We start from the raw sequence: 24,660 nt of genomic DNA on the forward strand, positions 1-24,660 counted from the left end.
AGATGGCCGGCGTCGCCACCAGCGGCAGGCAGCGCAGCAAGGTCGCGCCCTACCTGATGATCTTGCCCGCGCTCGCCTACCTGGCGATCTTCTTCGTGATCCCGTTCTGGTCACTGTTCCGGACGTCGCTGTCCACCTCGGGCGGCTCGGTGTACCTGCCCACGCTCAGCTTCGCCTGGGACTTCGGCAACTACGCCGAGGCGTTCACCACCTATCAGGATCAGATCCTCCGGTCGCTGGGCTATGCGCTGACCGCAACCGTTGTGTGCCTGCTGATTTCGTATCCGCTGGCCTACGTCATCGCATTCAAGTCGGGTCGGTACAAGAGCCTGCTGCTGGGCCTGGTGATCCTGCCGTTCTTCGTGACATTCCTGATCCGGACATTGGCCTGGAAAACCATTCTGGCCGACGACGGCTTTGTGGTGAGCGCGCTCGGCGCCATCGGGATGCTGCCGGCCGAGGGGCGCCTGCTGTCGACCAGTTGGGCGGTGATCGGCGGGCTGATCTACAACTGGGTGATCTTCATGATCCTGCCGCTGTACGTGAGTCTGGAGAAGATCGACCCCCGGATGCTGGAGGCCTCGCGCGACCTGTATTCGTCCAGCTTCCGGGCCTTCCGCAAGGTGATCCTGCCGTTGTCGATGCCGGGCGTGATCGCCGGCAGCATGCTGGTGTTCATCCCGGCGGTGGGCGACTTCATCAACGCCGACTACCTGGGCAGCACCCAGACCACCATGATCGGCAACGTCATCCAGAAACAGTTCCTGGTGGTCAAGGACTACCCGGCGGCGGCCGCCCTGAGTTTCATGCTGATGGCGCTCATTCTGGCCGGAGTGCTCTCGTACACAAAGGCTTTGGGCACGGAGGATCTGGTATGAGCATCATGATCGCCGGGACCGGGCCCGACACTGGACCGGCGGAATCGACGGCGCGGGTCCGGTCGCGACGCATCCTCAGCAGCGGCAAGGTGGGCGATTTCGTCCTGCGGGCCATCGCCGCGCTGGTGATGCTCTACATCTTCCTGCCGATCTTCGTGATCGTGCTGTTCTCGTTCAACAAGCCGGTGGGCAAGTTCAACTACACCTGGCAGGGCTTCACGCTGGAGAACTGGGCGGACCCGTTCAAGTATCCGGGGTTGACCAAGGCGCTGCAGATGAGCCTGGCGGTGGCCGGCGTGTCCACCGCGATCGCGCTGGTGCTCGGCACCCTGCTGGCGGTCGCCCTGGTGCGGCAGCGGTTCCGGGGCAGCAAGGGGGTGGAGGCGTTCCTGGTGCTGCCGCTGACCGCGCCGGAAGTGGTGCTGGGCGCCTCGCTGCTGACCCTGTTCCTGGACCTGGGCTGGGCCAGCGGGTTCACCACGATCGTCATCGCCCACGTCGCCTTTCAGATCAGCTTCATCGCGCTGACCGTGCGGGCCCGAGTCCGCGGATTCGACTGGACGCTGGAGGACGCGTCGCTGGATCTGGGTGCCGGGCCGCTGCGCACCTTCATGAAAGTGACGCTGCCGCTGATAGTTCCGGGCATCGTCGCCGCGGCCATGCTGTCCTTCGCGCTGTCACTCGACGACTTCATCATCACGTTCTTCGTCAGCGGTTCGACGGTCACCTACCCGCTGTATGTCCACGCCGCGACCAAATCCGCGGTGCCACCGCAGATCGACGTGCTGGCCACGGTGATCCTGGTGGTCAGCCTGGTGTTGCTGGCCCTGGGCACGCTGTACCGCCGCAAACGCGACATCTGACTCAGCCGAAGACCTCGAACCGCTCGATGGCGGCGCTCGCCGCGAAGTCGGCGATGACCACCACCCGGCGATCGCTGGTGTGCACCGTCGCGGTCACCGACCGGCCGGCGGCGAGCACCTTCGACCAACTGGCGCCGTAGAAGCGGGTCCGCAGGTCGTCGAGACCCACCGCCAGTTCGGCGGCGCCCAGGCTGCGCCGGACCGCCAACTCGTCGCCGACCGCCAGCGCGGTCAGCGCGTCCACCAGCGCCTCCCGCTGCCGTGGACCGGGCCGCCGCAGGCCCCGCAGAAAGCCGAGCGTCCCGCCGAGGCCGAGATTCGCCAGCATCGCCCGGTTCAGTGCGAGCCCGGCCGGCAGCGCGGCGACGCCGTTGCCGGCGAACTGCCGCAGCATGGGGGCCAGCTCCCAATAAGCCTGCAGCGACGCAATTTTGAGCTCGTCGCCGTCTTCACGCAGGCGGTAGCGCAGCACCGCGGGAACCGCCATCGTCACCCCGGAGCCCATCGCGATGCCCAACGTGAGGTCCCGGATCACGGTGCGCTCGCAGACGATGTCGAGGTCGCGGTGGAACTCGATGTCCCGCCCGGCGATGAACGTATCGAAGAACCGGCCGAGTTGCTCGGCGCCGACGTGGGGACGCGAGCCCACGGGGTCTTCGACCCGGCCGTCGTCGGTGAACAACCCGACCCAGCCCCGCCGATCACGGCGGCCGGCGGCCTCCGGCGAGCGCTCGACAGTCGCCAGCAGCCGGGCCTCGTCGATGGTCATCGTCAGCGCAGATCCGCCGAGTCCGAAACGACGTCGATGTTCTTGGTGCGCAGCGCCGACACCGCGGCCGCCGTCGATTCGGCGGCCACCCCGGCGGTGAGGTCCAGCAGGACCCGGGTGTTGAAGCCCGCTGCGGCGGCGTCCTCGGCCGTCGCCCGCACGCAGTAGTCCGTCGCGATGCCGACGACATCGACCTGGTCGACCTCGCGCCGCCGCAACCAGTCGACCAGCGCCGTCCCGTCCTCGTCGGCGCCCTCGAAGCCGCTGTAGGCCGCCGAGTAGGCGCCTTTGCGGAAGACGGCCTCGACCATGCTGGTGTCCAGGTCCGGGTGGAACTCGGCGCCCGGGGTGTGCGCGACGCAGTGCGGCGGCCAGGACAGCCGGTAATCGGGGGTGTCGGAGAAATGGTCGCCGGGGTCCACGTGGAAATCCAACGTGGCCACCACGTGGTCGTAGGGCTGCTCGGTGGCCAGCCGGGCGGTGAGCGCCCGGGCCACCGCGGCACCTCCGGCGACGGCCAGCGACCCGCCCTCACAGAAATCGTTCTGGACGTCGACGATGATCAACGCGCGCATCGCTCCACCGTAACGGGTGCAGCCGGCAACCGGCCCCGCTTCGAGGACCGCCCGGCGAGGCCCCTACCCTGGTCAGGCGGGCGCGCGTTGCACTCGCTAGCTAGGCGAATTAAGGTCTGGACACATGTCCAGATTGAACAGTGGGGTGTCCTGAGCATGCGAATCGCGTTGCTGTCGTATCGCAGTAAGACCCACTGCGGCGGCCAGGGGGTCTACGTCCGCCACCTCAGCCGGGGTCTGGTCGAGCTCGGTCACCACGTCGAGGTGTTCTCCGGACAGCCGTATCCCGACGGCCTCGATCCCCGCGTCGTCCTGCGCAAGGTTCCCAGCCTGGATCTGTACCGCGAGCCGGACCCGTTCCGGGTGCCCCGCCCCAGCGAGCTGCGCACCAGCATCGATCTGTTGGAGCTGGCGACCATGTGGACGGCCGGGTTCCCCGAGCCCCGCACCTTCGGCCTGCGGGCCGCCCGGTTGCTGGCGGAGCGGCAGCGGGACCCCGACAACCGCTTCGACATCGTGCACGACAACCAGAGCCTGGGGACCGGGCTGCTGAAGATCGCCGCATCCGGGCTGCCGGTGGTGGCCACCGTGCATCACCCGATCACCCGGGACCGGGTCCTGGACCTGGCCGCTGCGCGGTGGTGGCGGAAACCGCTGGTGCACCGCTGGTACGGCTTCGCCGAGATGCAGAAGCGGGTGGCAAAACAGATCCCGGATCTGCTGACGGTGTCCAGCACGTCCGCCGCGGATATCGCGGAGGACTTCGGCGTGCGGCCCGACCAGCTGCACGTGGTGCCGCTGGGCGTCGACACCACCGTGTTCGCGCCCACCCTGCAACCCCGGGTGCCGGGCCGCATCATCGCCATCGCCAGTGCCGACGTCCCGCTCAAGGGTGTGTCGAACCTGCTGCAGGCGGTGGCCAAGCTGCGCACGGAACGCGACGTCGAACTGCAGCTGGTGGCGCGGTTGGAGAGCAACGGACCCACCCAGAAGCTGATCGCCGAACTCGGCATCTCCGACATCGTGCACATCTCCAGCGGGGTCTCCGACGAGGAGCTCGCGGGCCTGTTGGCTTCGGCGGAAATCGCTTGCATCCCTTCGCTTTACGAAGGGTTCTCGTTGCCCGCGGTGGAGGCGATGGCCAGCGGGACGCCGATTGTGGCCAGTCGCGCCGGCGCGTTGCCGGAGGTGCTCGGCACTCAGGGTGCCTGCGCGGAGCTGGTCACCCCAGGCGACGTCGAGGAGCTCACCGCGACGCTGGGCAATCTGCTGGACTCGCCGGAGCGGCGGTACCAGATCGGCATTGCGGGCCGGCAGCGCGCGCTCGACGTCTACAGCTGGGAGTCGGTTGCCGCGCAGACCGTGGGGGTCTACGAGCGGGCCATCGAGCGGCGCCGCGCATGCTGACGGTCGACTTCGACCGGCTCGGCATCGGACCCGGCACCAAGGTGATCGACGTCGGCGCCGGTGCCGGGCGGCACAGCTTCGAGGCCTACCGCCGGGGCGCGGACGTGATCGCGTTCGATCAGAGCGCTAAGGACATGGCCGAGGTCGCCACGATGTTCGAGGCGATGGCCGAGGCCGGTGAGGCGCCGGCGACCGCACGGGCCGAGGCGGTCGTGGGCAACGCGCTGGAACTGCCCTACGAGGACGGCACCTTCGATTGCGTGATCGCCTCGGAGATCCTCGAACACGTCCCCGAGGACGACGCCGCCATCGCCGAACTCACCCGGGTGCTGAAGAAGGGCGGCAAACTCGCCGTGACGGTGCCGCGTTGGCTGCCGGAGCGGATCTGCTGGGCGCTGTCCGACGAGTACCACGCCAACGAGGGCGGGCACATCCGCATCTACAAGGCCAGCGAACTGCGCGCGAAGATCGCCGCCCGGGGGCTGAAATTCACCCACACCCATCACGCGCACAGCCTGCATTCCCCGTTCTGGTGGCTCAAATGCGCTGTGGGCGTGGAGGAGACCGAACATCCCGCGGTGACCACCTACCACCGCCTGCTGGTATGGGACATGATGCAGCGCCCGCTGCTGACCAGGGTCGCCGAAGCCACGCTGAACCCGCTGATCGGCAAGAGCGTGGCGCTGTACTTCGAGAAACCGGTGGTGGACGGTGCCCTGGTCTGAGCTGCCCGAGATACCGGGCGTACTGACCGCCGCCCAGGCCCTGGACACCGGGACCTCGATCGCGGCCACCCAGGAATCCTCGGGCGCCATCCCCTGGTCGCCGAGCGGGCATACCGACCCGTGGGACCACGTCGAGTGCGCGATGGCGTTGACCACCGTGGGCCTGCTGGAGCCGGCGCGCAAGGCCTTCGAGTGGTCGCGCCGCGAGCAACGCCCCGACGGTTCCTGGCCGATCCAGTTCCGCGCCGGGGTGATCGAGGACGCCAACAGCGACAGCAACTTCTGCGCCTACATCGCGACCGGCGTGTGGCACCACGTGCTCGTCACCGGCGACGACGCGTTCGCCGAACTGATGTGGCCCACCGTGTCGAAGGCCATCGACTTCGTCTTGGGCCTGCAGCTGGCCGGGGGTGAAATCTGTTGGGCGCAATCGGCTTCCGGCCGGTTGCCGGAGGCACTGCTGACGGGTTCGGCCAGCATCTACCACAGCATCCGGTGCGCGGTGGCGCTCGCCAACCATCTTGGTCAGGCCCAGCCGGCCTGGGAATTGGCGCTGGGGCGGTTGGGGCACGCCATCGCCGAACACCCGGAGGCCTTCACGGAGAAACCGCGCCACTCGATGGACTGGTACTACCCGATCCTCGGCGGCGCGATGCGGGGTCGGCAGGCCGAGGACCGCATCGAGCGGCGGTGGGACGAGTTCGTGGTCGAGGGCCTCGGTATTCGCTGCGTCAGCGACCGGCCGTGGGTCACCGGCGCCGAGACCTGTGAGCTGGTGCTGGCGTTGGACGTCATGGGCGACCGGGACCGCGCACTGGAGCAGTTTGCGAACATGCAGCATCTGCGCGAGCGGGACGGCTCCTACTGGACCGGTCTGGTGTACGCCGACGGCAAGCGGTGGCCGGTGGAACGCACCACCTGGACCGGTGCGGCAATGGTATTGGCCGCCGACGCGCTCTCGGGCGCCACGTCCGGCGCGGCGATCTTCCGGGACGCGGAGCTGCCCCGCGGCCTCGAGGGCGACTTCGATTGCGAGTGTGTCAGCGTCGAACGTTGAGGCGGGCCGGCGCGGGCGTCAGCCGATCTCCGCCCCTGTCTCCCCGGCCGAGCGGCGCAGCACCCGCAGCGTTCCGGTCGCCGAAACCTCTTCGAACTGACCGCTTTCCAGCGCCCGACGGTAGATCTGGTACGGCGCCTGGCCGCCGTCGGCGGGGTTGGGGAACACGTCGTGGATAACCAGTACCCCGTCGCGCTGCACCCACTTCGCCCACCCGTCGAAGTCCCGATGCGCGGCTTCCTCGGTGTGCCCGCCGTCGATGAACAGCAACTGCAGCCCGGTGTTCCAATGCCGCGCCACCACGGTCGACTTCCCCACCACCGCAACGACATTGTCGGCCAGCGCGGCCTCGTCGAGAGTGTGCCGGAAGGTCGGCAGGGTGTCGAACAAGCCGGTCTTCGGGTCCACCATGGAGGAGTCGTGGTACTCCCAACCGACCTGATGTTCCTCCGAGCCGTGATGGTGGTCGATGGTGTAGAGCACGCTGCCGGTTTCGGCAGCGGCCGCCCCGAGCAACACGGTGGATTTGCCGCAGTAGGTGCCGATTTCGACCGCGGCCCCGCCACCGAGGTGCGTGCGGGCCGCCTCATACAGGGCCCGGCCCTCGTCGGCGGGCATGAACCCGATCACGCGGTCGGCCAGTTCGAACAGGCGTCGGGTCTCCGCGGAGGTTTGCGCGCCGGCGGTGGTGGCGGTCTCAGTCATGTAGGCAACCTATCGCGTCGGGAAGGCTTGTGGCCAGCGAGCATTCTTGCCCGCCCCACACTGGTGTAGTAGCGTCCGGACATGTGTCCGAACCGGTAACTCGGGAGGCGACGCGACGTCGTCTTACGGCCAAGCAAGCCGATACCGTAGACCGGCTGGGACGGTCCGCGGTCGAGGTGCTGAGCCGCGAGGGTTTCGCCGGTCTGACCATTCGGATGGTTGCGGCCGAGGCCGGGGTGGGCGCCGCGACGGCCTACACCTACTTCTCCTCCAAGGAACATCTGGTGGCCGAGGTGTTCTGGCGTCGATTGGCCACCACGCCGGCGCCCGCCAACGATGCCCCCGACACGACGGATCGGGTGGTCGCCGTCCTGCGTCACATCGCCCTGTTGCTCGCCAACGAACCCGAATTGGCCGGCGCGGTCACCAACGCGCTGCTGGGTAAGGACCCCGACGTCGAGCACCTGAGGTCGCGGATCGGTGCCGAGATCAGGCGGCGGCTGAGCGCCGCACTGGGTCCGGACGCCGAACCCGAGTTGGTCGACTCGCTGGAGTTGCTCTACGCCGGGGCGTTGGTGCGGGCCGGGATCGGCCACGCCTCCTATCCGCAGATTGCCGATGTGTTGGAGCGGTCGGCGCGGCTGTTGTTGTCCTGACCGGCCAGGTTTGTGCCGAACCGCCGCGGGGAACACCCCCGGCATGTTGCTACGCAGAATCGCTCGTCCACTGTTGGCCGCCGCGTTCATCGGGCAGGGGGTGGAGGCGCTCCGCAGTCCCAAACCGGCCGCCGAAGCGGCCCAACCCACGCTCGACGGGCTGCAGAAGCTTCCCGAACCGGTCTCCTCGAACGTCCCGCAGAACGCCGAGACCCTGGCCCGGATCACCGCCGCGGCGCAGATCGGTGGCGGCGTGCTGCTGGCCACCGGCAAGGTGCCCCGGCTCGCATCGGCCGTGCTGGCCACGACCGTGATCCCGGGAAACCTTGGGGCGCATATGTTCTGGCAGGAGAACGACCCGCAGCTCAAGGCTCAGAAGCGGCGCGAGTTCCTCACCGACGTGAGCCTGCTGGGCGGACTGATGATCGCCTCCGCCGACACCGCCGGGAAACCGTCGCTGGGTTGGCGTGGTCGCCGCGCCGCCGCCAAGCTCTCCGACACCGTCAGCTCGGCGCTGCCCGGCTCCGCGGGTTCGCACGGGTTGCTCGACAGCGAGTTCACCGAACGGATCGGTCATCGCCTCAGCGAGGGGCTGCACGTCGGCGCCGAGCGGGGCCGCGAACTCGCCGGGGCGGCCGCCGAGCGTTCGGCCCCCCTGCTGGACACCGCGCGGGAACGCGGCGCCGAACTCGCCGGCGAGGTCGCCCACGTGGCCCGGGAGCGTGGCGGCGAGCTTGCGCACGTGGCCCGGGAACGGGGTGGCGAGCTTGCGCACGTGGCCCGCGAGCGTGGCGGCGAACTCGCGCAGGTGGCCCGGGAGCGTGGCGGTGAGCTTGCCGAGACCGCCCGGGATCGCAGCGGCGAGTTGGCCAAGGCTGCTCGGCACCAGGGTGAGGACGTCGCGTCGGAGGCGCGCAAACGGGCCCGCAAGCGCCGCCTGCGCTGACCCTCGGCCGGATCGGGTTTCGGCACGGTGCTGTTGGCGCGGCGGTAGATTGACCGCATGTCTACCGGTGACTTCGATCCGAACAACCCGCCGCCACCGCAGTACGGTCCGCCCGGCGGGTATCCCCCACCCCCGCCACCGCAGTACGGCCAGCCGGGCGGGTACCCGCCGCCGCAGTACGGCGCGTATCCCGCACCGGCGGGCCGGCCCGCCGGCCTGGGCATGCGGTTCTTGGCCCGCATCATCGACGGCATCATCGTGACGGTCGCCGCCGGCTTGTTGAGCCTGCTCTTCGCCGGACTCGGTGACGGCGAGATCGCCGGCATGAGCACCGGCTGGATGGTCACCGGCCTGTTTTCGGGTCTGTTGATGTTCGCCTACTTCGTCCTGTTCGAGTCGAACCTGGGCTGGACCCCGGGCAAGAAGCTGTTGGGTCTGAGCGTGCGCGGCGTGGGTGGTGCGCCCAAGCCCGATGCCCGCCAGGCGGCGGTGCGCAACCTGTTCACGCTGCTGCAACTGGTCCCCTGCCTGGGCTGGATCCTGGCGCCGATCGCCTACATCGTGATCGCGGTGACCATCAGCGGCAGCCCCACCAAGCAGGGCAAGCACGACGAGTTCGCCGGCGGCACCCAGGTGGTCCAGGGTTGAGCCCGCGGCCGGCCCGATGACGACTGCGGCTCGCCGCCCCGAGCTGGCCCGGCGCTTCTTCGACCGCTTCGAGCCGATCCACGCCGTCACCTACTTCGCGCCGGAAAGTCGCTCGGCGATGGACCAATTGGGTTGCCGCGGGTTCTGGGAGGGCTATTTCGCGGGGCGGGCCGCCCCGCTGGAGACCGCCGCGGCGCCGGTGGTGACGGCGCTGTTCTACAACTTCTCGGCCGCGCGCGTGGCGAAGTCGCTCACCCGAGCGTGGGCCACCACCAGCCCGGCCGCGGCCCTGCGCGCCCGGTCCGACGGCGCGGCCGCCGCGCTGACCCGTTGCGGGGTTGCCGACGACGATCGGCTCGAGGTCGCCGCGGCACTGGCGGCCAAGGCCGCCGCCACCGCCCCGCTCGACGGGCGCGCCCTGTTCGCGGCGAACGCCGCGCTGCCGTGGCCGGACGACCCCGTGCGTCGGCTCTGGCACGCCGCGACGCTGCTGCGGGAGCACCGCGGCGACGGCCACGTCGCGGCCCTGGTGGCCGCCGGGGTGACCGGGCGAGAGTCCAACGTGCTGCAGGCGGCAGGCGGCACCATCCCCGCCGACTACGTCAAACGCGCCCGCGACTACGACGAGACCGAATGGCAGTCATGCACCGCACGGCTCGCCGCCCGCGGGCTGCTCACCGACGACGGCGCGCTGACCGAGGCCGGCGCGCAGCTGCGACGGGACATCGAGACCGTGACCGACACCGTGGCGCTCGGCGCGCTGGCGGGCCTGGCCGATGACGAGGTCGGGGCCCTGTTCGCCGCGCTGACCCCGCTGACGCGGCGGGTGGTCGCGGCCGGGGACGTCCCGGACCAGACCCCGATGGGTCTACGGCGCGACGAACTCGACGACGACAGCGCACATCTGGGCTGATTCAGCGGTTGCGGTTCCACTCCAGCCAGCCGACCCCGGTGCGGCCGTCGGCGGTGGTGATCTTGGCCCACGCCCGCGGGAAGTGGCTGACCCGGCCGTCGAGGGATTCCAGCCGGACCGGCGCGTGGGCGACCACCTCGGCGGTGGCCACCAGGTCGGTGGGCTGCAGGGTCAGCTCGGTCGACACGGGCAGGTCGTCGGGCGCGAACACCTCCTCGGCGCGGACGGACTGCAACTCGGTCAACTCGCCATCGCGCTGGGCATAACCGATGCCGATCGGCGGCATACCCTCGATCCGCAGGTCGACGCCGTGCAGGTGGGTCCCGTCGTCGAGGTGCAGGGCACTCCACACCCACTCCATGCTCCACCAGTCGCGCACACCCCAGGAATGGTCGCGCTGGCCGGGGACGCCCGAAATGGGGTAGGACTTCTCCCCCACGGTGACGGTTCCGCTGACCGTGCAAGGGATCTCGTAGCGGGGTGTGATGCGGTACTGGTACGGCGTACCGACGGTGGTCCACACCAGATCCATCGTCACCTCGACGGGCTCCCCCGTCTCGCCGCGCAGCAACGCAGCCGGGTCGTCGTAGGACTGGCCCCGTCCGGAGGCGGTGACCCGGTAGGAGCGCATCGGCTCGAGCACTTCCTGGGTCAATGTGATGTCGGCGGTGCGCACGGCGAACGGTTCGGCCGGGACCGCGGCGCGGAAGTCGTTGAGGGCCACGGTCGGCATGTTCGGTCCGCACAGCAACGCGTTTACCCAGGCGTGGTCCTCGTTGGGGTACAGGCCCAGCCGGATCCAGCCGCCGAGGTCCGCCGCCGCGTCCACGAAGTCGAAATACCAGCTTTCGTTCCACATCGGCTCGTCGGTGCGCTCGTGCGGGAACTCGTCGGAGTCGTTGGGCCGCAAGGGTTCCGGGGTTGACGGCTCGGGCAGGATCGCCAGCGCGTCGGTGTCGAGCACCTGGTCGCAGTGTCGGGCGAACATGGTCATGAACATCTCGTCGCCACGCTCGGTCTGGCCCACCAGCATCGACGAGACCACCGCCATCATCACCCCGAAGAAGCTCTGCCGGCGGACCCCTTCGCGCACATCGGCTTCCCCGAGGGCCGAATCGGGTCCCAGCCCGTCCAGATAGGCGCGGATCAGCGCGTCGTAATGCTCGCGCCGCAGCTCGGTGGGCAGTGCGCAACCCAGGAAGTACGCGAGGTCGGTGAAGGCCGGGCCCCAGGTGACGGTCTGCCAGTCGACGGCTGTGAGCGGCCGCTTGGCGCCCGCGGTACCGAAGAGCATGTTGTCCAGTCGATAGTCGCCGTGCACCAGGCCTTGCGGGCTGTCGGACTCCGCGGCCATGTACCCGTCGAAGCCGGCCACCAACCGGTCACAGATCATGCGCTGTTCATCGCTCATCCGTGCGGCGTAGCGATCGGTGAAGGCGGCATAGAGCGCGGCGAGCAGCGCCTGGTTCACCGGGGCCTCGCTGCGGTTGAGCCAGTCGGCGCCGGCCGGGGTGGTGTCACCGCGCAGGGAACCGTGAATGCGGCCGAGTTCGGCGACCGCGAGCAAGGCTTGTTCCACTGTGGCGCCGCGGATCTCGTCGCCGGGTTCGGCCGGCGCGGCGTCGTCGAGCACCAGGTCGAAGATGCCGGTCTCCGGGTCGAAGGCCGCGTGGTAGCACTGCGCGATGGGTCCGGTCAGCCGGGGTGCGATGTCGGTGTAGAACCGGACCTCACGTTCGTAGAGGCCGAGGTTGAGCCCGGTCTCCCGGCTCGTCGGCTCGCTGGCGGCGACCTTGAGGACCACCGATGCCGGCCCGGTCGAGCCGTCGGCGTAGGTCAGCGCCACCCGGTAGCACTCGCTCATCTGCCCGGTACCGATCCGCTCGGTGGTCCAGGATTCCACGGTGCCCGCGCCGAGTACCTCGGTCAGCCAGGCGGCGGTCAGGTCGGAGGGACGCTCGATTACGGCATCGTTGACAGGGTTCTGCACGCCCTCAACCTATGACAGGTGTCAAGTAGTCGGAGGACCCGGACCTCGCGTCGCGGCCGACGCCCGGGGCGGCGGTCACTGCGCGGCGGGGTTGTGGGTGAAGATTCCCGCCCGCGAGCCTGATTTGGGCGCTCAGTTGGCCAGCGTGAAACCGGTCCAGGCGCTGCGGCGTTCGGGATGCGGATCGTATTCCAGCCGGGACCGTCGGTCGAACACCATCACCGCTCGCTCGGCCAGCGTGTATGCCGGCCAGCCCTCGCCCGGGTTCCCGGTCCGGGCGAACGTCCGCCAGCGGGACTGCACATCCCGGCTGACGCGCCGCGCGGCGCTGCGGTCACCGGCCAACGTCAACGCCGCGCCGAACCGGGTGCGGTAGATGTCGAACACTGCGAACAGCTCGGTGGCATGGGTGGCGCCCAGCCCGGACCAGTGCAGCGGCCGGGGCGCGTAGTCGTACCGGTAGACGTAGGTGGGCGCCGTCTCGGCGCGCGCCTCGGCGACCTGCCACGCCGCGGCGCCGAACGCGAAGTCGCCGCCGATGCGCACGCAGGCGTTGCGGGCCGGATAGTCCGGATACGCGTCGATGATCCGGTCCCGGGTGGCCGAGCCGGCGCCGCCCAGGACGGCCTCGACGGCGTGCTCGGTGGTGGGCAGCAGCTTGAGGAAGCGGGTGAACAGCTTGCCTTCGTCGGCGTTGGTCCCCACGATCAACGGGACCCCGGCGGCCCGCTTGGTGCGTATCGCCTCCATCGGTTCGATCGGCAGCAGGTCGTCGCCGTAGGTGGGCCCGGCCGGGAAGGCGCCCAGCATGTCCTCGGAGGTGGTGGCCAGCAGCCGTTCCATGGCGTTGACCAGATCTCGGGGCGCGGCATGCATCAGGGCGTGGCCGGCGTCGCTGCGCCGCGCCCCGATCAGGCCGATGAATCGTTCGGCGTAGCGCTCGGCGATCTCCGGCGAGGCGGTCATCCCGGCGGCCGGGCTCTCCGAGATGGCCTGGGAGAACAGTCCTTTGGCCGCCGGCACGGCAAGCAGGGTGATGACGGCCTGGGCGCCGGCGCTCTCCCCGAAGATCGTGACGTTGTCCGGGTCGCCGCCGAACGCGGCGACGTTGTCGCGCACCCACTGCAGGGCCAGCACCAGGTCCCGCAGGAACAGGTTGGAGTCGATCGGATGTTCGTCGGTCGACAGTGCCGACAGGTCCAGGCAGCCCAGCGCCCCCAACCGGTAGTTCACCGAGACGTAGACGCAGCCCTTGCGCGCCAACGCGGCCCCGTCGTAGATGGGAGTGGCCGAACTGCCCAGCGTGTAGGCGCCGCCGTGGATGAACACCATGACCGGCAGCGGGTGTTCGGCCGGCGCTTCCGGGGCGACGACGTTCAGCGTGAGGCAGTCCTCGCTCATCGGCTGGTACCGGCCGGGGCCGATCATGGTGTACATCCGCTGCTGCGGCGCGCAATTGGCGAAGGAGTGGCAGTGCCGGACGCCGCGCCACGGCCGCGCGGGTCGGGGCGCGCGGTACCGCAACGCCCCGACCGGCGGTTCGGCATAAGGAATCGAGCGCCAGCGATGGACGCCGTCGCGGGTGAAGCCTTCGACCAGACCGGCTTCGGTCGACACGCGGACGATGCGATCGTGCATGCCCCGACGGTAGTCGAAACGCCCGCACGCACTCGCGCCTGCGCGCCCTGGCGTGCCGATACAGCTAACGTGGCTGGCATGCGGATTCCTGTGTTGGCCGCTGCATTGCTCCTCCTGGCGGGCTGCTCCGGCGCCGGCGACGATGCGTCGGCGCCGTCGAGCCTGACGCCGATCTCACCGCGGACCCCCACCAGCGCACCGTCCTCACCTGCGACGACCACCAGCGGCGCGGTTCCGACGGCGGCGCCGACCCCGGATGCGCCGATGCCCGAGCTGACGGCGTGGGTCCAGGCCGGCACGGCCGGCGACGCGTCGGAGTTTCACCGCGCGACGCGCGACGGGGTCACCACCGATCTCGGGGAGTACGTCGCCTTCGTCACCCCGTCGGGCAAGACCCAGTGCATGACCGACGAGAAGTCCGACGGCGCGTTGGCGTGCCTGGTGTCGCTGAGCGATCCGCCACCGCGACCGGCTCAGGCCTACGGTGAGTGGGTCGGCGGGTGGGTCGACTTCGACGGCGCCGCAGTGGAGGTGGGTGCGGTGCGCGCCGACCCGGGCCAGTTCACCGTGGGCACCGGTCCCGAACTCCCCTACGGCAGCACCCTGAAGTTCGGCGACTACCAGTGCCGGTCGGATCCCGACGGGCTCTTCTGCGTGAACTACGCCCACCGCTCGGCGGTCCGGCTCAGCGACGCCGGAGTCCAGCCGTTCGGCTGTCTGCGGGGAGTCGCACCGCCCGAGTTCGTCGGGGCGAAGTACGCCTGCACCTGACCCGGTCCGCGCGGCGGGTCAGCGCCAGCCGTCGGCGGCCCGGGCCGCGTCGAGCAACGCCGCGCACAGTTCCCGCAGTTCGGCGGTGTCGGCGCCCTCGTCGACGGCCGTCGCCACGTCCTCGGCCGCGCACCGAACCTGATACACCCGATCGGAGAGCGCCGCGGCCTCGTCGGCGGACAGGACGACGGCGTCGGAGGGCAACGCCGTGCCCTTGACCTGCGCCCGTTGTTCGTAGGCCCGTTGGCGGCAGGATTGGCGGCAGTACTGCCGCCGGCGGCCCATGGGCGCCTCAGCGACCTCCCGGCCGCACCACCGGCAGGGTTGCAGACGGTTGCGACGTGCCACGGCACCCGACTCTAGACGGGCGGCTCAGGGTTTCCCGGTATCCTTGACGGTTGGACTTGATCGCGTCGACGTGGGTTCCGGGAACTTCACCGGCGTCTGCGGCGTTGATACCGGTGAACTTTGCGCTGATGAGGAGTGATGACGATGGCTGATCGTGTATTGAGGGGCAGCCGGCTCGGGGCCGTGAGCTACGAGACCGACCGCAACCACGACCTGGCGCCGCGTCAGATCGCGCGGTACCGCACGGAAAACGGTGAGGAGTTCGACGTTCCGTTCGCCGACGACGCCGAGATCCCCGGTACCTGGCTGTGCCGCAACGGTCTGGAAGGCACCCTGCTCGAGGGCGAGGCGCCCGAGGCGAAGAAGGTGAAGCCGCCGCGCACGCACTGGGACATGCTGCTGGAGCGCCGGTCCATCGAGGAGCTCGAGGAACTGCTCAAGGAGCGCCTCGACATCATCAAGACGCGTCGCCGCGGCAGTTGATCCGCGCCGCGTCGCCGCGGCGGTGAGCCGCCACGGCGACGCGTGTAGCCGTTACTGGTACTGAGCGCCGCGGGCGCGGTCGAGACGACCGCCGATGCCCCACTGGGCCACCTTGACCATGGCCTCACGAATGTTCGATCCGCTCATCTTCGACACGCCCAGCTCACGTTCGGTGAAGGTGATGGGCACCTCGACCACCTTGAAGCCGTTGTTGATGGTGCGCCAGGTCAGGTCGATCTGGAAGCAGTAGCCCTTGGAGTCGACCGCGCTGAGGTCGATCTTCTCCAGCACCTCGCGCCGGTAGGCGCGGTAGCCGGCGGTGATGTCGTGGATGTCCACGCCGAGCAGCAACCGCGAATAGGTGTTCGCCGTCTTCGACAGCAGCAACCGCCGCACCGGCCAATTCCGCACCGAGCCGCCCTCGACGTAGCGAGAGCCGATCACCAGATCCGCGCCGTCGTCGATGGCGTCGAGCAGGCGGTGCAGCTGCTCGGGGGCGTGGCTGCCGTCGGCGTCCATCTCCACCAGGACCGAGTACTGCCGGTTCAGGCCCCAGGCAAAGCCCGCCAGGTAGGCGGCGCCGAGACCGTCCTTGCTGGTCCGGTGCATGACGTGGATCCGGTCCGGATCGGCCAGCGCCAGTTCGTCGGCGAGCTTGCCGGTGCCGTCGGGACTGCCGTCATCGACGATGAGGATGTGGATGTCGGGCAACGCATCGTGCACCCGACCCACGATGAGCGGGAGGTTCTCCAGCTCGTTGTAGGTGGGGATGATCACCAGAGCGCGCTGGCTGGGGCGCTCACTGGTCATGTGGCTCCTCGGATGTGGTCTCGGCAGCGGTCCGACCCGCGCTGCCCTCGGTCTTGTGTCGTTTCCGGCGGCGACGAGTCGGACACGTCAGCCCACCATTCTGCCTGATGGCCAGGAACCCGGCCGCCAGCACCGCAGCGGCACCCAGCCCAGCCAGGACGAACTGGATGGCGGGACCCCAGGTGGAGGCGGGTGTGCGGGTGGTCTTCAGCCGCACCTGCGAGTCGAGGTAGGCGGGCTCGAAGAACCCGGTGCGGGCCCGCTCGCGCCCATCCGGGGCGATGACCGCGCTGATGCCGGTGGTGCCGGCGACCACCGTGTAGCGGTCGTGCTCGACCGCGCGCAGGCGGGCGAAGGCCAGTTGCTGTTCGCTCATCGTGACGTCGAAGGTGGCGTTGTTGGTGGGCACCGCCAACATCTGGGCCCCGTTGCGCACGGACTCGCGCACCGCGTGGTCGAAGATGACCTCCCAGCAGGTCGCCACCCCGACCGGGACACCGGCCGCCTCCACGACAGCGGTCCCGCTGCCCGGCACGAAGTAACCGGCGCGATCGGCGTACGGCGACAGCAACCGGAAGAAGCCGCGCCACGGCAGGTACTCGCCGAAGGGCTGCACGATGCGCTTGTCGTGCCGCTGGCCCGGGCCGTCCTCGGGGTCCCAGACGATCACGGTGTTGCTGGCCGCCGGATTGTCGCGGGTCCACTCCGGATGCGACACCACGGCCCCCACCAGGATCGGCACGCCGATGGCATCGGCGGCCGCCGCGATCTGCTCGCGGGCGTCGGCGTTGGCCAGCGGGTCGATGTCCGAGGAGTTCTCCGGCCAGATCACGAAGTGCGGGGCGGCGGCCCGCCCGGCCCGCACGTCCTCGGCCAACCGCAGCGTCTCCTTGACATGGTTGTCGAGCACCGCGCGGCGTTGGGCGTTGAACTCCAGGCCGAGCCGGGGCACGTTCCCCTGCACCGCGGCGACCGTCACCCCGGGGTCGTCCCCCGCCCCGGCACCGGACTGGCGCACGCCGGGCGAGACCACCGCGGTCACCAACAGCACCACGGCCACGCACACGCCCGGCAGGACCACCGCCGGCGGAACCAGATCCCGGGTGTCGCGCCGTTGCCACCAGTCGGCAAAGCCCAGTCCCAACGCCGCGAAACCGAATCCGAGCAGGACCACCGCGGCCGAGACCAGCGGCGCCCCGCCCAGCTGCGCCAACGGCAGCAGCGGCCCGTTGGTCTGTCCGAAAGCGATGATGCCCCAAGGGAACCCGCCGAATGGGAAGCTCGCCTTGAGCCACTCCACCAGGGCCCACACGAGCGCGAACCAGACCGGCCAGCCGGGGAGGTTACGGACCACGACGGCAAGCAGGCCGAAGACGGCGGGGAACACCGCGCACACCGCGGCGAGCGCCAACCACGGCACCGCGCCGACCAGGCCGCTGATCCACGGCAGCAGCGGTAAATAGAACGCCAGCCCGGCCAGGTAGCCGTAGCCGAAGCCGCCGCCGATGCCGGTCGCCGGTCGAGTCAGCACGACCCCCAGCACGACGAAGCCGAGGATGGCGGCCCACCACCACGACAGCGGGGCGAAGCTCGCGCTGAGCAGCGCGCCCGCGGCCACCGCGGCGAGCATCCGCGGCCAGCGCGGACTCAACCAGCCGCCGACGCGGGCCCATCGGCTCGGCCCGGCCGGCGCGTCGGATGGGTCCGCGCCGCCCGCGTCGTCAGCGTCACTCGCGTCGGGGTCCGGCGCGGCGTCCTCGGGTTCCTCCTCGGTCACCGGCGGTTCGTCGTCGCCGACGGCCGGGATGATGTCGGTGACCTCGGCCTGGCTGGCCGCCAGCTTCGGATCTCGCCGGCCGCCGGTCATCGCGTGGCCCCCGGGTCGACGTCGGCGCCGCCGTAGATGACGGTGCCGCGATGCACGGTCTGCAGGCAGCGCGGCGCGGCGTCGTCGGCGCCCAGTCGGGGCAGCGGCGGGACGCGGGAGCCCGGCTCGGTGGACCAGCGCTGTACGGCGTCGGCCGGCGCGGCGACTTCGAGGGCGCCCACCTGCCAGATGGCGTAGGACGCCGGCGCTCCCGGGGCCAGCGTGCCGGTGACGCCGTCGCGGACGCCGGCCGCGCGCCAACCGCCGCGGGTGGCGGCGGCGAACGCCGCGCGGGGCGAGATCGCACTGCCCGGTGTGCGGTGGGTGGTCGCCGCGCGCACGGTCTCCCACGGATCGAGGCCGGTCACCGGCGCGTCGGAGCCGAAGGCGAGTGGCACGCCTTGGGATGCTAACAGCGCGAACGGGTTGAGCCGCTCGGCTCGCGCGGCGCCCAGCCGGCGGGCGTACATGCCCTCGGCCCCGCCCCACCGGGCGTCGAAATTGGGTTGCACGCTGGCGATGACGCCCCAGCTGCCCAGCTGCGCGGCCTGCGCGTCGGAGACCATCTCCAGATGCTCGAGGCGATGTCCGCAGCGGGCCACCGCCGCGACTCCGTGTGCCTCGACCACGCGGGCGAACGCGTCCAGCGCCGAGGTCACCGCGCGGTCCCCGATGACGTGGAAGCCGGCGGTGACACCGGCTTCGGTGCACGCCGTCAGGTGGGCGACGAGGTCGTCGTCGCTCAGGTAGTTGTTGCCGCAGCTGTCGGGGGCATCGAGGTACGGCTCGTGCAGCCATGCGGTGCGGGAGCCCAGGGCCCCGTCGACGAACAGGTCACCGGCCAGCCCGCGGGCCCCGGTGGCGTCGAGCAGCGCGCGGGCCTCGGCGGCGGTGCGGACCGCCTCGCCCCAGTAGCCCGTCACCTCCACCCCGTGCTCGGTGGCGCGGATCTCCCGCCAGTCGTCCAACCCGCCGATGTCCGGCCCCGCGCATTCGTGCACGGCCACGACGCCGGCGGCGGCGAATGCGTCCAGTGCGATGCGGCGCGCCTCGGCACGCTGCGCAGGCGGCAGCAGGGTGCGGGCGGCGGCACGCACCAGGTGGTGCGCCTCGGCCGTCAGGGCGCCCTCGGCAGTGAAGCCGGTGGTCGCGGGCAACTCCGGCACGCGGGACCGCAACGCGGTGGACGCCAGCGCCGAGTGCGCATCAACCCGGGCCAGGTACGCCGGCCGGGAGCCGACGGCGGCGTCGAGTTCGGCGGTGGTCGGCGCGCCGGCGTCGGGCCAGCGGGAGTCGTCCCAGCCGTGCCCCCACACCACCGCGTCCGGGCCGTCCGCCGCCGACGCGGCGTGCTCGGCGATCAGCCGCAGGCAGTGCGCCTTCGAGGTGGCGCCGCGCAGGTCCAATCCCAACCGGGTCAATCCGGTGGCGGTCAGATGCACGTGGCTGTCGACGAACGCCGGCGCGACGAAGGCGCCGTCGAGGTCCACCACGTGGGCGTCGGGGAACTGGGCGCGTCCCACCTCGTCGCTGCCCAGCCAGGCGATGACGTCGCCACGTACGGCCATGGCGGTGGCGTCGGGATGGGTGGGACTGTAGATGCGTCCACCGGTCAGAAGCGTCGTCACGCTGGAGAACGTACTCGGCGAGCGATCGAGAGCGGCTATTCGGGCTCGGGCCGGATTGCCGGGCGCGTCGGCGCGGCCGCCGGGCCGTGGTCATGGACCTCGATGACCTCGCCGTCGATGTACTCCCGGCGCCCGCCGACGAACGTGACGTGCCGGGACAGCCCGCGGCTCGCCAGCCCGGCGGCCAGCGGTCGCATCGCCGAGCGGGTCGGCGGCGCCAGCATCAGCAGGCCCAGCGCCGTGGTGACGAGGCCGGGGATGAACACCAGCAGGGTGCCCAGGGCGATCAGGGCGCTGTCGGTGACCTGGGCGCCGGGATCGGTGATCCCGGCCCGCAACCGGGTCAGCTGCCGGCGCAGCTGCGAACCGGCCAGCACCAGCCCCAGCGCGAAGGCGCCGGCCAGCGCGAGCACGGTCCAGCCGAAGCCGATGGTCGCAGTCAGCGCGACGATCACCGCCATCTCGACGACCACGTAGAGCAGGAACAGCCGCATCACCATGACGGGACAACGTCTCGGGCCGCCGCTGGGTTCCGCGGCGTCACTGCGCCGCCTCGACCTCGATGGCTGCGTGGACCTTGCCGACACCGCCGCGCACCAGTGAATGCGGCACGAACCACCAGGCATGCCACCAATAGCGCCGGACCACCGCGTCGTAGACGCGACGGGTTTCCGAGGCCGGGAGGTTGCGGGCCACCGCCTCGACCGGGTTGCCCTTGGGCTTACCCAACACGCCGCACGGCTGGATGGTCACCCGCGGCGTGTTGCGGATCCGCTTGGTCTTCCAGGATCCTTCGTCGGTGATGATCAAGAGCTTGTCGCCGTCCGCAACGCCCCAGACCGCGGTGGGTTTGGGCCGGCCGTCCTTGGTGAAGGTGGTCAGCAGCAGGTACTTCGCCTCGGCGACCTCCCGGAACGTCGGCGCCATGACTCAGACCGCCGTGATTTCCAGGGCGACGTTGTTCTTCATCCCGCCGCGCAGCTTGGAGAAGAAGTTGAAGGTCTTTCCCATCAGGCCGTACCGGGACCCGATCGCCCGATAGGCGTCCGCCGTGCGGTCCTCGGCGATCTTGGCGACGGCCTCGACCGCCTCGCTCTTGGGGTTTCCTCGCGCGTCGCACTTGGCGATGGTGACCCGCGGCGTGTTGCGGATCCGCTTGACCTTCCACGACTTGGCCTGCGTGATGACGATCAGACCGTCGCCGTCCGGGGCCGCCCAGATGGCGGTGGGCTTGGGGCGGCCGTCCCTGGTGAAGGTGGTCAGCAAAATGTAGTCGGCGGTGGCGACGTCGGCGAAGGTGAGGGCCATTCCTCCGAATCTAGCGGTCGCCGCCGCGCCGGTCAGCCTTCGAGGTCGCCCTCGGCCTCCAGCAGCGCCTGGCGCAGGCCGGCGAGGGTCCTCGCGTCGGGCTGCTCCCACATCCCGCGGTCCACCGCCTCGAGCAACCGCTCGGCCATCCCGTGCAGCGCCCACGGATTGGATTCGGTCATGAACTTACGGTTCTCCGGGTCCAGCACGTAGCTCTCGGTCAGCTGCTCGTACATCCAGTCGGCCATCACATGCGCGGTCGCGTCGTAGCCGAACAGGTAGTCCACGGTGGCCGCCATCTCGAAGGCGCCCTTGTAGCCGTGCCGACGCATCGCCGCCATCCACCGCGGGTTGACCACCCGCGCGCGGAACACCCGGGTGGTCTCCTCGCTCAGCGTGCGGGTCCGCACGGCGTCCGGGCGGGTGTTGTCGCCGATGTAGGCGGCCGGGTCCTTACCCGTGAGCGCGCGCACCGTGGCGATCATGCCGCCGTGGTACTGGAAATAGTCGTCGGAGTCGGCGATGTCGTGCTCGCGGGTGTCGGTGTTCTTCGCCGCCACCGCGATGCGGCGGTAGGCGCGGTTCATCTCGTCGGAGGCCGGGGCGCCGTCCAGGTCGCGCCCGTAGGCGAAGCCGCCCCAGGCGGTGTACACCTGCGCCAGGTCGTTGTCGTCGCGCCAGTTGCGGCTGTCGATGAGCTGCAGCAGGCCCGCACCGTAGGTGCCCGGCTTGGAGCCGAAGATCCGGGTGGTCGACCGCCGCCGGTCGCCGTGCTCGGTCAGGTCGGCCTGGCTGTGCGCGCGCACGTAGTTGTCCTCGGCGGGCTCGTCGAGATCGGCGACCAGTTGCACCGCGTCGTCGAGCATGGTGACGACGTGCGGGAAGGCGTCGCGGAAGAAGCCCGAGATGCGCACCGTGACGTCGATGCGGGGGCGGCCCAGTTCGGCGAGCGCGATGGCCTCGAGATCGACGACGCGGCGCGACGCCTCGTCCCACACCGGACGCACGCCCAGCAGCGCGAGCACCTCGGCGATGTCGTCGCCGGCGGTGCGCATGGCGGAGGTGCCCCACACCGACAGGCCCACCGACTCCGGCCACTTCCCGTAGTCGTCGCGGTAGCGGGCCAGCAACGAATCCGCCATGGCCACACCGGTTTCCCAGGCCAGCTTCGACGGTACCGCCTTGGGATCCACCGAGTAGAAGTTGCGTCCGGTCGGCAGCACGTTGACCAGGCCGCGCAGCGGGGACCCTGACGGGCCGGCGGCGATGAACCGACCCTCCAGCGCGCGGAGCACCTGCGTGATCTCCTCGGAGGTGCCCGCCAGCCGCGGCACCACCTCGGTGGCCGCGAAGCGCAGCACCGCGGCCACCTCGGGGTTGTCGGTCAGCCCGTCGACCGCATCGGCGTCCCAGCCGCTGTCCTGCAGCGCTGCCACCAACCCCCGCGCCGCGCTCTCGGCGGCGTCGACCGAGTCCCGGGCGTCGTTGCCGTCCTCGGCCAGTCCCAACGCCTGGCGCAGGCCGGGAACGGACTGCTCACCGCCGAACAGCTGGCGGGCCCGCAGGATGGCCAGCACCAGATCCAATTCGGTTTCGCCGGTGGGCTTTTGGCCGAGGATATGCAGCCCGTCGCGGATCTGCACGTCCTTGATCTCGCACAGCCAGCCGTCGACGTGCAGCAGCATGTCGTCGAACGAATCCTCATCGGGCCGATCCTCGAGGCCCAGGTCGTGGTCCATCTTCGCCGCGCGCATCAGCGTCCAGATCTGCTGGCGGATGGCGGGCAGCTTGCCCGGGTCCAGCGCGGACACGTTCGCATGCTCGTCGAGCAACTGCTCCAACCGGGCGATGTCGCCGTAGGTTTCGGCCCGCGCCATCGGCGGGATCAGGTGGTCGACGAGCACCGCGTGCGCCCGCCGCTTGGCCTGGGTGCCCTCCCCCGGATCGTTGACCAGGAAGGGGTAGATCAGCGGCAGATCACCCAGGGCCGCGTCGGCGCCGCAGGACGCCGACATGCCGAGGGTCTTGCCGGGCAGCCATTCCAGGTTGCCGTGCTTGCCGATGTGCACCACGGCGTCGGCGCCGAAGCCGGTGTCGATCCACCGGTAGGCCGCCAGGTAGTGATGGCTGGGCGGCAGATCCGGGTCGTGGTAGATGGCCACCGGGTTCTCCCCGAAGCCGCGCGGCGGCTGCACCAGCAGCACCACGTTGCCGGATCGCATTGCCGCGATGACGATCTCACCGTCGGGGTCGCGGCTGCGGTCGACGAAGAGCTCCCCCGGCGGCGGGCCCCAGTGTTCGACGACGGCGTCGGCGAAGTCCTTGGGGAGCGTGGCGAACCACTTCCGGTACTCGGCGGCCGGCAACCGGATCGGATTGCCCTCCAGCTGCCCCTCGGTCAACCAGTCCGGGTCCTGGCCGCCGCGCTCGATCAGCGCGTGCACCAGGGCGTCCCCGTCTCCGCTGTCCACCCCCGGAAGGTCCGCGCCGATCTGGTAGCCGGCGGTGCGCATCGCGCGCAGCAGCGCCACGGCGCTGGCCGGGGTGTCCAACCCCACCGCGTTGCCGATCCGGGCATGCTTGGTGGGATAGGCCGAAAAGACCAGCGCCACCTTCTTTTCGGCGCTCGGGATGTGGCGCAGCCGGGCCTGGCGCACCGCCAGTCCGGCCACCCGGGCGCACCGCTCCGGGTCGGCGACATACGAGATCAGCCCGTCGTCGTCGATCTCCTTGAACGAGAACGGCACCGTCACGATCCGTCCGTCGAACTCGGGGACGGCCACCTGGGTCGCGACGTCCAACGGGCTCATACCGTCGTCGTTGGCTTCCCACTGCTGCCGCGGCGAGGTCAGGCACAGCCCCTGCAGGATCGTGATGTCCAGTGCGGCAAGGTGTTCGACGTTCCAGCTGTCGTCGTCGCCGCCGGCCCCGGCGGTGGCCGGGCGCGCCCCGCCGGCCGCGAGCACGGTGACGATCATCGAGTCGGCCGCGCGCAGCCGCTCGAGCAGGTCGGGTTCGGCGGTGCGCAGCGAGGCACAGTACAGCGGCAGCGGCCGCGCGCCGGCGGCCTCGAGCGCCGCGCACAGCGCCTCGACGTAGGCCGTGTTGCCCGCCAACTGCTGGGCACGGTAGTAGAGCACCGCCACCGTCGGTGCGTCGGCGCTGACCGGAACCGTTGCGGTGCGCGCCAGTTCGCCCCACATCGGGGTCTCGATGGGCGGTTCGAAGCCGACGCCCGTCATCAACACGGTGTCGGACAGGAACGCGTGCAGGTTCGTGATGTTCTCGACGCCGCCCTGGGCCACGTAGACGTGGGCCTGCACCGCGATGCCGGCGGGCACCGTCGACCGCGCCATCAGATCGGCGTCGGGCGCCTGCTCGCCGCTGATGATCACCGCGGGGACTCCGCTGGCCACCACGGCGTCGATGCCTTCCTCCCAGGCGCGGTAGCCGCCGAGGATGCGGACCACGGCGACGTCGACGCCGGCGAGCAGGTCGGGCAGGTCGTCGACGAGCAACCGCGACGGATTGGCCCACCGGTAGTTGGCGCCGCTGGCCCGGGCGGTGATCAGGTCGGTATCGGAGGTCGACAGCATCAGCACGGTCGGTGCGGAGGGGGTGCTCACCCCCCATTCGTACCGCACGGCGCTTCCGCCGGCGGCCGTACCCTGCGCC

At 70.5% G+C, this 24,660-nt stretch carries 24 protein-coding genes; 11 read left to right on the forward strand and 13 right to left on the reverse strand.

Annotated features, from left to right (window positions below):
* The first annotated feature begins 2 nt into the window (after positions 1-2).
* A complete protein-coding gene (locus R2K23_RS11880; protein ID WP_316516881.1) occupies positions 3-878 on the forward strand; it encodes an ABC transporter permease in 876 nt (291 codons plus the stop codon).
* A complete protein-coding gene (locus tag R2K23_RS11885) occupies positions 875-1,741 on the forward strand; it encodes an ABC transporter permease (RefSeq protein ID WP_316516882.1) in 867 nt (288 codons plus the stop codon). Before R2K23_RS11880 ends, R2K23_RS11885 begins: the two co-directional genes overlap by 4 nt.
* A gap of 1 nt (position 1,742) precedes the next feature.
* Here R2K23_RS11885 and R2K23_RS11890 read toward each other — a convergent pair whose 3' ends face one another.
* On the reverse strand, positions 1,743-2,510 hold the full coding sequence (locus tag R2K23_RS11890) for a nuclear transport factor 2 family protein (RefSeq protein WP_316516884.1): 768 nt from the start codon (positions 2,508-2,510) through the stop codon (positions 1,743-1,745).
* Positions 2,511-2,512: 2 nt separating this feature from the next.
* Complete coding sequence (locus R2K23_RS11895; RefSeq protein WP_316516886.1) at positions 2,513-3,085, reverse strand: isochorismatase family protein; 573 nt, start codon at positions 3,083-3,085, stop codon at positions 2,513-2,515.
* Positions 3,086-3,241: 156 nt separating this feature from the next.
* On the opposite strand from R2K23_RS11895, the gene R2K23_RS11900 reads away from it, so the two are divergent.
* The 3 genes from R2K23_RS11900 to R2K23_RS11910 are packed head-to-tail and all read left to right on the forward strand — an operon-like array spanning position 3,242 to position 6,274.
* A complete protein-coding gene (locus R2K23_RS11900) occupies positions 3,242-4,492 on the forward strand; it encodes a glycosyltransferase family 4 protein (protein WP_316516887.1) in 1,251 nt (416 codons plus the stop codon).
* Entirely contained in the window at positions 4,486-5,217 is a 732-nt protein-coding gene (locus tag R2K23_RS11905) for a class I SAM-dependent methyltransferase (RefSeq protein WP_316516891.1), read from the forward strand. The genes R2K23_RS11900 and R2K23_RS11905 overlap by 7 nt, the downstream gene beginning before the upstream one ends.
* A complete protein-coding gene (locus tag R2K23_RS11910; RefSeq protein ID WP_316516892.1) occupies positions 5,204-6,274 on the forward strand; it encodes a prenyltransferase in 1,071 nt (356 codons plus the stop codon). Before R2K23_RS11905 ends, R2K23_RS11910 begins: the two co-directional genes overlap by 14 nt.
* Before the next feature lie 18 nt (positions 6,275-6,292).
* Here R2K23_RS11910 and R2K23_RS11915 read toward each other — a convergent pair whose 3' ends face one another.
* Positions 6,293-6,979, reverse strand: a complete 687-nt coding sequence (locus R2K23_RS11915) for a class I SAM-dependent methyltransferase (RefSeq protein ID WP_316516893.1) — start codon at positions 6,977-6,979, stop codon at positions 6,293-6,295.
* A gap of 83 nt (positions 6,980-7,062) precedes the next feature.
* On the opposite strand from R2K23_RS11915, the gene R2K23_RS11920 reads away from it, so the two are divergent.
* The 4 genes from R2K23_RS11920 to R2K23_RS11935 are packed head-to-tail and all read left to right on the forward strand — an operon-like array spanning position 7,063 to position 10,142.
* A complete protein-coding gene (locus tag R2K23_RS11920; RefSeq protein WP_316516894.1) occupies positions 7,063-7,635 on the forward strand; it encodes a TetR/AcrR family transcriptional regulator in 573 nt (190 codons plus the stop codon).
* 43 nt (positions 7,636-7,678) lie between these two features.
* Positions 7,679-8,581, forward strand: coding sequence for a DoxX family protein (locus tag R2K23_RS11925; RefSeq protein ID WP_316516895.1), 903 nt, complete (start codon positions 7,679-7,681; stop codon positions 8,579-8,581).
* Between the two features lie 57 nt (positions 8,582-8,638).
* The gene (locus R2K23_RS11930; RefSeq protein ID WP_316516896.1) at positions 8,639-9,229 is read left to right on the forward strand and encodes an RDD family protein; all 591 of its coding nucleotides are present in this window, start codon (positions 8,639-8,641) and stop codon (positions 9,227-9,229) included.
* A 16-nt stretch (positions 9,230-9,245) separates the two neighbouring features.
* Positions 9,246-10,142, forward strand: coding sequence for an SCO6745 family protein (locus tag R2K23_RS11935; protein ID WP_316516897.1), 897 nt, complete (start codon positions 9,246-9,248; stop codon positions 10,140-10,142).
* 1 nt (position 10,143) lies between these two features.
* Here R2K23_RS11935 and R2K23_RS11940 read toward each other — a convergent pair whose 3' ends face one another.
* Both R2K23_RS11940 and R2K23_RS11945 read right to left on the reverse strand, forming a co-directional pair.
* On the reverse strand, positions 10,144-12,132 hold the full coding sequence (locus R2K23_RS11940) for a DUF7064 domain-containing protein (RefSeq protein ID WP_316516898.1): 1,989 nt from the start codon (positions 12,130-12,132) through the stop codon (positions 10,144-10,146).
* Positions 12,133-12,264: 132 nt separating this feature from the next.
* Positions 12,265-13,770, reverse strand: a complete 1,506-nt coding sequence (locus R2K23_RS11945) for a carboxylesterase/lipase family protein (protein WP_316516900.1) — start codon at positions 13,768-13,770, stop codon at positions 12,265-12,267.
* A gap of 78 nt (positions 13,771-13,848) precedes the next feature.
* Between R2K23_RS11945 and R2K23_RS11950 the strand changes: the two genes are divergently transcribed.
* Entirely contained in the window at positions 13,849-14,541 is a 693-nt protein-coding gene (locus R2K23_RS11950) for a hypothetical protein (protein ID WP_316516901.1), read from the forward strand.
* An 18-nt stretch (positions 14,542-14,559) separates the two neighbouring features.
* Here the strand turns inward: R2K23_RS11950 and R2K23_RS11955 are convergent, their stop codons facing one another.
* Entirely contained in the window at positions 14,560-14,889 is a 330-nt protein-coding gene (locus R2K23_RS11955; protein ID WP_316516902.1) for a hypothetical protein, read from the reverse strand.
* Positions 14,890-15,033: 144 nt separating this feature from the next.
* Between R2K23_RS11955 and R2K23_RS11960 the strand changes: the two genes are divergently transcribed.
* The gene (locus tag R2K23_RS11960) at positions 15,034-15,372 is read left to right on the forward strand and encodes an RNA polymerase-binding protein RbpA (protein ID WP_316516904.1); all 339 of its coding nucleotides are present in this window, start codon (positions 15,034-15,036) and stop codon (positions 15,370-15,372) included.
* A 51-nt stretch (positions 15,373-15,423) separates the two neighbouring features.
* On the opposite strand, the gene R2K23_RS11965 is transcribed toward R2K23_RS11960, so the two are convergent.
* The 7 genes from R2K23_RS11965 to cobN form a co-directional block, all read right to left on the reverse strand.
* Positions 15,424-16,182: a polyprenol monophosphomannose synthase gene (locus tag R2K23_RS11965; protein ID WP_316516906.1), complete on the reverse strand. Its 759-nt coding sequence runs from the start codon at positions 16,180-16,182 to the stop codon at positions 15,424-15,426.
* Positions 16,172-18,049, reverse strand: a complete 1,878-nt coding sequence (gene lnt / locus R2K23_RS11970; RefSeq protein WP_316516907.1) for an apolipoprotein N-acyltransferase — start codon at positions 18,047-18,049, stop codon at positions 16,172-16,174. Before lnt ends, R2K23_RS11965 begins: the two co-directional genes overlap by 11 nt.
* Complete coding sequence (locus R2K23_RS11975; protein ID WP_316517225.1) at positions 18,046-19,617, reverse strand: amidohydrolase; 1,572 nt, start codon at positions 19,615-19,617, stop codon at positions 18,046-18,048. Before R2K23_RS11975 ends, lnt begins: the two co-directional genes overlap by 4 nt.
* Positions 19,618-19,712: 95 nt before the next feature.
* Entirely contained in the window at positions 19,713-20,177 is a 465-nt protein-coding gene (locus R2K23_RS11980) for an FxsA family protein (protein WP_316516908.1), read from the reverse strand.
* Positions 20,178-20,217: 40 nt separating this feature from the next.
* Positions 20,218-20,604, reverse strand: a complete 387-nt coding sequence (locus tag R2K23_RS11985) for a PPOX class F420-dependent oxidoreductase (RefSeq protein ID WP_316516910.1) — start codon at positions 20,602-20,604, stop codon at positions 20,218-20,220.
* A 3-nt stretch (positions 20,605-20,607) separates the two neighbouring features.
* Positions 20,608-20,985: a PPOX class F420-dependent oxidoreductase gene (locus R2K23_RS11990; protein ID WP_316516912.1), complete on the reverse strand. Its 378-nt coding sequence runs from the start codon at positions 20,983-20,985 to the stop codon at positions 20,608-20,610.
* A 32-nt stretch (positions 20,986-21,017) separates the two neighbouring features.
* On the reverse strand, positions 21,018-24,581 hold the full coding sequence (gene cobN / locus R2K23_RS11995) for a cobaltochelatase subunit CobN (RefSeq protein ID WP_316517227.1): 3,564 nt from the start codon (positions 24,579-24,581) through the stop codon (positions 21,018-21,020).
* Positions 24,582-24,660: the final 79 nt, after the last annotated feature.

Origin of the sequence: Mycolicibacterium sp. MU0050, from assembly GCF_963378085.1 — a bacterium.
In the GTDB taxonomy this organism is placed as follows: Bacteria; Actinomycetota; Actinomycetes; order Mycobacteriales; family Mycobacteriaceae; genus Mycobacterium; species Mycobacterium wendilense.

Excerpts from the sequence above, each read along its gene's own strand:
- R2K23_RS11880 (WP_316516881.1), top strand. The coding sequence starts at position 3 with ATGGCCGGCGTCGCCACCAGCGGCAGGCAGCGCAGCAAGGTCGCGCCC.
- R2K23_RS11885 (WP_316516882.1), top strand. The coding sequence starts at position 875 with ATGAGCATCATGATCGCCGGGACCGGGCCCGACACTGGACCGGCGGAA.
- R2K23_RS11890 (WP_316516884.1), bottom strand. The coding sequence starts at position 2,510 with ATGACCATCGACGAGGCCCGGCTGCTGGCGACTGTCGAGCGCTCGCCG.
- R2K23_RS11895 (WP_316516886.1), bottom strand. The coding sequence starts at position 3,085 with ATGCGCGCGTTGATCATCGTCGACGTCCAGAACGATTTCTGTGAGGGC.
- R2K23_RS11900 (WP_316516887.1), top strand. The coding sequence starts at position 3,242 with ATGCGAATCGCGTTGCTGTCGTATCGCAGTAAGACCCACTGCGGCGGC.
- R2K23_RS11905 (WP_316516891.1), top strand. The coding sequence starts at position 4,486 with ATGCTGACGGTCGACTTCGACCGGCTCGGCATCGGACCCGGCACCAAG.
- R2K23_RS11915 (WP_316516893.1), bottom strand. The coding sequence starts at position 6,979 with ATGACTGAGACCGCCACCACCGCCGGCGCGCAAACCTCCGCGGAGACC.
- R2K23_RS11925 (WP_316516895.1), top strand. The coding sequence starts at position 7,679 with ATGTTGCTACGCAGAATCGCTCGTCCACTGTTGGCCGCCGCGTTCATC.
- R2K23_RS11930 (WP_316516896.1), top strand. The coding sequence starts at position 8,639 with ATGTCTACCGGTGACTTCGATCCGAACAACCCGCCGCCACCGCAGTAC.
- R2K23_RS11935 (WP_316516897.1), top strand. The coding sequence starts at position 9,246 with ATGACGACTGCGGCTCGCCGCCCCGAGCTGGCCCGGCGCTTCTTCGAC.
- R2K23_RS11945 (WP_316516900.1), bottom strand. The coding sequence starts at position 13,770 with ATGCACGATCGCATCGTCCGCGTGTCGACCGAAGCCGGTCTGGTCGAA.
- R2K23_RS11950 (WP_316516901.1), top strand. The coding sequence starts at position 13,849 with ATGCGGATTCCTGTGTTGGCCGCTGCATTGCTCCTCCTGGCGGGCTGC.
- R2K23_RS11960 (WP_316516904.1), top strand. The coding sequence starts at position 15,034 with ATGGCTGATCGTGTATTGAGGGGCAGCCGGCTCGGGGCCGTGAGCTAC.
- R2K23_RS11965 (WP_316516906.1), bottom strand. The coding sequence starts at position 16,182 with ATGACCAGTGAGCGCCCCAGCCAGCGCGCTCTGGTGATCATCCCCACC.
- lnt (WP_316516907.1), bottom strand. The coding sequence starts at position 18,049 with ATGACCGGCGGCCGGCGAGATCCGAAGCTGGCGGCCAGCCAGGCCGAG.
- R2K23_RS11975 (WP_316517225.1), bottom strand. The coding sequence starts at position 19,617 with ATGGCCGTACGTGGCGACGTCATCGCCTGGCTGGGCAGCGACGAGGTG.
- R2K23_RS11980 (WP_316516908.1), bottom strand. The coding sequence starts at position 20,177 with ATGGTGATGCGGCTGTTCCTGCTCTACGTGGTCGTCGAGATGGCGGTG.
- R2K23_RS11985 (WP_316516910.1), bottom strand. The coding sequence starts at position 20,604 with ATGGCGCCGACGTTCCGGGAGGTCGCCGAGGCGAAGTACCTGCTGCTG.
- R2K23_RS11990 (WP_316516912.1), bottom strand. The coding sequence starts at position 20,985 with ATGGCCCTCACCTTCGCCGACGTCGCCACCGCCGACTACATTTTGCTG.
- cobN (WP_316517227.1), bottom strand. The coding sequence starts at position 24,581 with ATGCTGTCGACCTCCGATACCGACCTGATCACCGCCCGGGCCAGCGGC.